The organism is Spiroplasma sp. ChiS (assembly GCF_002968355.1).
GTDB classification, from domain to species: Bacteria; Bacillota_I; Bacilli_A; order Mycoplasmatales; family Mycoplasmataceae; genus Spiroplasma; species Spiroplasma citri.
The window spans coordinates 1-5255 of record NZ_PUUH01000307.1 but is presented as its reverse complement, the minus strand read 5'-3'; the positions used below and the strand labels follow the sequence as shown (position 1 = coordinate 5255).

Annotated in this window: 7 protein-coding genes and 1 pseudogene; 3 read left to right on the top strand and 5 right to left on the bottom strand. The window is 23.4% G+C overall.

The window, feature by feature from the left end:
- The 3 genes and pseudogenes from C6B38_RS12475 to C6B38_RS10705 form a co-directional block, all read right to left on the bottom strand.
- The coding region (locus tag C6B38_RS12475; protein ID WP_443028760.1) for an IS1/IS1595 family N-terminal zinc-binding domain-containing protein at nucleotides 1–115 on the bottom strand (115 nt) is incomplete at its 3' end.
- Nucleotides 116–442: 327 nt separating this feature from the next.
- Nucleotides 443–889 (bottom strand): hypothetical protein, encoded by a 447-nt coding sequence (locus tag C6B38_RS08530; RefSeq protein WP_105299305.1) that lies wholly within the window; start codon nucleotides 887–889, stop codon nucleotides 443–445.
- A gap of 370 nt (nucleotides 890–1259) precedes the next feature.
- Nucleotides 1260–1925: pseudogene (locus C6B38_RS10705) on the bottom strand (IS30 family transposase); the annotation flags it as partial.
- A 328-nt stretch (nucleotides 1926–2253) separates the two neighbouring features.
- Here C6B38_RS10705 and C6B38_RS08520 point away from each other — a divergent pair.
- Entirely contained in the window at nucleotides 2254–2592 is a 339-nt protein-coding gene (locus C6B38_RS08520; RefSeq protein WP_105299304.1) for a hypothetical protein, read from the top strand.
- Nucleotides 2585–3073 carry a PBSX family phage terminase large subunit gene (locus C6B38_RS08515; protein ID WP_105299303.1) on the top strand — a complete coding sequence of 163 codons (489 nt, stop codon included), beginning with the start codon at nucleotides 2585–2587 and terminating at the stop codon, nucleotides 3071–3073. The genes C6B38_RS08520 and C6B38_RS08515 overlap by 8 nt, the downstream gene beginning before the upstream one ends.
- On the opposite strand, the gene C6B38_RS08510 is transcribed toward C6B38_RS08515, so the two are convergent.
- Entirely contained in the window at nucleotides 3009–3377 is a 369-nt protein-coding gene (locus tag C6B38_RS08510) for a hypothetical protein (RefSeq protein ID WP_105299302.1), read from the bottom strand. The two genes, C6B38_RS08515 and C6B38_RS08510, sit on opposite strands and share 65 nt — an antisense overlap.
- A gap of 283 nt (nucleotides 3378–3660) precedes the next feature.
- Nucleotides 3661–3945 carry a hypothetical protein gene (locus C6B38_RS08505; protein WP_105299301.1) on the bottom strand — a complete coding sequence of 95 codons (285 nt, stop codon included), beginning with the start codon at nucleotides 3943–3945 and terminating at the stop codon, nucleotides 3661–3663.
- 748 nt (nucleotides 3946–4693) lie between these two features.
- Between C6B38_RS08505 and C6B38_RS08500 the strand changes: the two genes are divergently transcribed.
- Nucleotides 4694–5155, top strand: a complete 462-nt coding sequence (locus tag C6B38_RS08500) for a hypothetical protein (RefSeq protein ID WP_105299300.1) — start codon at nucleotides 4694–4696, stop codon at nucleotides 5153–5155.
- Nucleotides 5156–5255 lie beyond the last annotated feature (100 nt).

Here is a 5255-nt window from a genome sequence, read left to right as displayed (position 1 = left end):
GATGACGAAAAGCATCAAAACTAGCACGACATTTTTTACATAAATATTTTTGTTTTCCTTCGGGATTATGACCATTTTTAACACAATGAAAAGATTTGCAATTAGGACATGTAATACCTTTATCTCTAAATTTTTGATCAATTTCATTTAAACGTTTTTGTTTTTTAATTAATTCTGCTTGTTGCTTTATTTTTTCATAAAATTCTAAAAATTGATCATCTGTTAAACTATTTATTAATTCTGTAATTATTTTGATTGTATAAATTATTTAAGGGTATTTAGTATATTTAAGAAATTATGGAATAAATAGAATAAATAATCCATCTACTTAACTTAAAGATACCATGTTTAATTTTATTGTCAACAAATTTTTATATTTTTTTAAATTTAATCACAACAAAAAAATGCATTTTTATTAAAATTATTTAATTTAAAAATAAAATTAATAAAGATGTAAGTTTTGTTGTTTAGTTTTATTAAAATTATTATATAAAATACTATTATTTTCTGGTGGTTTTTCTGGTGGTTTAATATTATTTCTAAATTTTAGCATACTAGTATTCAATTTATTTTTAACAGTTTTTTCGCTATAAATTCCTTTTTTAGAAAATATGCCCTTACCATAATGGGAAACATCACCCTCCATATGACAACCAATATTATTTCATAATGTTTGATTTTTAATACCCTCTTCGTTATTTTTAATTAAGTTAATTGTTTCTCTTAAAAACTTTTTAGAACTAGGAATAAATGACTCACTTTCTTTTAAACATTGTAATAATTCATAATATTTTCCATTATAAAAATAATCAACAACTTGTTTAAAAGTTTCTTTATTTTCTTTAATTTTTCTTCGGTGGGGTAATAAATCCTTAAATCTTTTTTCCATCAATTATTTACCTCTTACATTAAAAATATACCTAATTTTAGGTATATTTTATAAATATCAAGAATATCAAGAGTTTTCTACAAAATTAAAGTATTGTTTTAAATAAATCTATTAATATATATGTTAGTATTAAATATGTTAGTATTAAAATATTAGAGTTTAACTAAATAGAAAGAGGAAAAAATGAAAAATAAAACATACAAAATACATTAGATTAAATATTTTAGATGATATTAATGATTTTCTTAATCAAGTTCAAACCGAAAATTTTCGTATTGTAACAATTGATTCAAACCGAAAGGTTTGAGGTATTTTTCAAAAAAGTTTTTATTGAAATGAGCAAAACCCAATTCCTAATGAAAAATCTAACAAAAATATTTTTAATTGTTTTAACAACTTCTTCGGCTGTTTGTTCTCTTAATTTTTCAGCAATAGTAAATTTAGTTAATTCTTCTGTAAAAGTAAGAACAGCAGATTTATGGTCAGATCCAACAATACAATCCATTTGAAATCAACCAAATTCATATCTATCATGTTTTGCTTCTTCAATAGTTCTGTAATTTGATAATTTAGATAATTTACCTCGATTACGATTATCAGTACTATTTCGCTTCTTTCCCTTAAAATAAAGATATTTTTTATCCATATTAAATAATCCTAAATAAATATATTTATAAAGTGTTTTAAAACACATTGGAAATTTTTCGCCAAATTCAATCTCATACATTTTACAAATTGTTTCAGGTTTATTATGTAAAGTATTAAAATTTTTGTTTAATCACTTAATCTGTTTAACTGTTAAAGTAATATGTTTTTTAGAATTTTTTCTATTTTTAAGATATTGTTTTTGTGATTTTAAAGGATAATATTCTTTAAATTTTTTAAGTTCATGTCGAATTGTTTCCTTATCTCTTCCCATAAACCGTGCTATCTTTGAGTAATTAATTTTACCATTTTTCTTTTTATATAATTCTGATCTAGATAATTCCTTTAATATAATTTTTTCATTAATACTTAAATGTTTAAATTTTCTCATATCCAAAAGCTCTCTTTCCGAAAATAGTTTTAGCATAAAAAATAAAATTTTAGAAATTTATTGACATTTTTATATAAAGTGTTATATTTAAAGTATATTTATAAAAGTTTAATAGATTTTCCAAAGCTCTAAAAACTTGTTTATAAATTACAAAATTAAGAATTGAAAAAGTCTTTTTTTAATTGTAAAATAAACATAATAAAAATAATATTAAGTTCTTTAATACATTTTGCTACGTTTTTAGTTCTTGATAAGTTTGTTTATTACTCTTTTATTTAACCATATTGTTTAAATAATAGCAATTTTAATATGAAAAAAGAATTAAAAAATGGTAACTTTTAAGACTATTTCGGGTAAAACTAAGGAGTTTTTACGAAAAAAAGCGGACAAATTGAGTAATAAAAGAGCATATTTATACTATTTAAAACTACCATTTGATAATTGACAAGATGAAGTTAATACAAAAACCGCTTATTTTATTAAAGATACAATAAATCAATTAGAAATAGAATTGGAATTGGATTTATTAAATGACAAATATGACGGGGGGAAGAAAATATATGTTGAGAAATATGTTAAAGATACAAATATAAATAATGCTAATATTGTTATTAATTTTGATAATGTTGATTTACCTAAAATAAATGAGGTGATTAAAGATGCTTAAACATTTTTTACATTTAGATGAAATACCAAGATGATTTTATCAACAAAATATTCCTAATGCACCGTGAAATAAAATATATAATCCTGCTGATGAATATAATGAAATAGGAAGTCGTTATAGTGCTAAAACCTTTGCAATTAAAGATAATCCAATTGGTAAATCTTGTGCAATATCGTTATTAGTTAATAAACCAATATTTATTATTGCTGTTATGAAAATTAATAAAGATATTAGAAATGGAGTATTTAAAAATATTCAAAATACTCTTAATAATATGAATATTAATTATAAAGTTAATTTATCTGAGAATTCTTTTACATTAGATAATGGTACTTATATTATTTGTAAAGGTTTACATTCACAAACTAAAAGAGAAAAATTAAAAGCATTTGCTGATTTAAATAATTATGAATTTGCTATTGAATGAAGAGAAGAAGCAGACCAATTAACACAAGATGATTTCAAAAGGGATTATTTATAACTTCTTCCATTGCTTTTTTAATATCTTTATCACTTATTTCTCAAATATTATCTATATCAGCTTGAGTGGTTTTAAATTTTGCTTCTTCAAATTTTTTATCTAAATAATTATTAATATCTTTTTTAGCAACATATTTTTTCATATTATTCAAATCCTTTTCATTTAATATTTTTAAATCAATAATAGTTCATTTATAATCTTCATTTTTAGCAACTGCTTCTGCTTCTTCTAAGGAATAAAATAATTCAGTATCTATTCCAAATATAGTTTCTGATTTTTGTATTAATAAATATCTTTTAGTCATAATTTATTTCCTCCCTGCTTTTAATCTTTTTAATTATTTTTTCAATTTTAATGACTTCGATTATTCCATATATTGTAAAAGGCAATGACACTAAGCATGAAATAATATTTATTATGATTATTATTAATGTTCATATACTCATATTTAACTCCTCCTAATTCTTTTTAGTATTTAATGCTCAATGTTCATCAGTAATTTCATCTTTTGAAACTAGATAACTTCTAAGAATTAATTCATTTATTTTGTTGATAATTTTTTTATTTAACTTTTTCATCTTTACCTCCTAAATTATTCCTTTTATTTTTTTCTCAAATTGTAATATTTTTCATCCATCTGATGCTAAATCTAAAATATCGTTAATTTTGTAATGTTCCATATAAGACGCAATAACACCTCATTTATCTTTAAATAAATTTAAGTACATTTTTGCTCATTCTAAACATTGAAAATCATAATGTTTTTTATGATGTGAAATACGACAATCAATAGGTTGACAATTAACTCAATCAAATGATGTTGTTATTTCATCTCAAGTTTTATTAATATATTTACTTTTATATTCTGTCATTTTTTAATTCTCCTTTTTAACTCGCTGGCACTCACTCCCAAGTGAAAGTGCCAAAGCGAGAATTAGTTATATAAGTAATTTATCTATTTATTTACTACGCCATCCGCTTTACTGGGGGTAAGCGGTGGCGGTGTTATGTTTGTTTTAGTATCTATTAAAAATATGCAACTATATTTTTATATTTGACGCCAGACATATATGTCTTCCTTCTTCCGTGCCCATTTGTGCTTTTGCTCTAGGATTTGACGCTCAGTTTTTGAAATTAAATTTACTTGCACCTATATGAAGGACCGAATGCTATTTAAACTCCAACCAACCACACTTTTCGCAAATTTAATTGTTTGTGTCATCATCTCTATTTTTATTGTGGTTCGATGTTAGCCTTGGACACATCACCACTATCGCAAGTTATTAAAAATAATAACCAACGCCGATTTACCTCTTTACTCATACACTATTTCAGTACTTGCCTCGGACGGCTTGTGGGAATGAGTTAATACTCATGTTCTTATGGAAGCACTTAGTTATTTATAAAATAACTGTCCCACTCTGCATTAAGTTTTATAAAATCAAAGTTTTAACAAACCAGTTTCTTCGTTGTGAATGATGATAATTTATAACAATCATTAACATCACATATTTTTTGTTGTTTAATTATCATTACCTCCTTTTAGGAGTTGTTTTATTTCAAATAAAAAAACAACCCTTTAATAAGAGTTGTTTTAGCGAATTTCATTTTACAATATACATGTTGGCATCATTTATTGAAAATGACTTGTTATTAGTTGAAGGAGACCCTGATAGTAATTTTCAACCAGTAGACTATATTGCTGGTAATTTTAAAGGTGAACAATTAACAAAAATATATGATTGATTGTTAACTAATTATTATAAAATTAATCGTCATCATGTTCCCGCTATTGCTAAAGGAGCACAACAAACCCAAGCCGAAGTTGCGGGAGTAAATATTCAAACAAACGCCTCTTATGAACAAATGATATATATTAGAGAAATTAAATTAACTGAATTTATTATTAAGTTAATTAAATATGATAATGCTATTTTAAACAGTAGAACATTCAATATTAAAAATATTGATGAGTTAATTGTTGATGTTMRMTTACCAGTAAATGCYACTTTAAACAGACAATTAAAAAATGATGAAWTTATTATCAAYGCTCCTAATGAAGAGCAMGGAGGACAAGAATAATGAGTGATTTTTGATTAATAATTATTATAGTTTTAGGAAATTATATTTTTTATTTATTATTAGCTTTGCTAATAATTTTAGGAGATAGAGAAGATAGAGA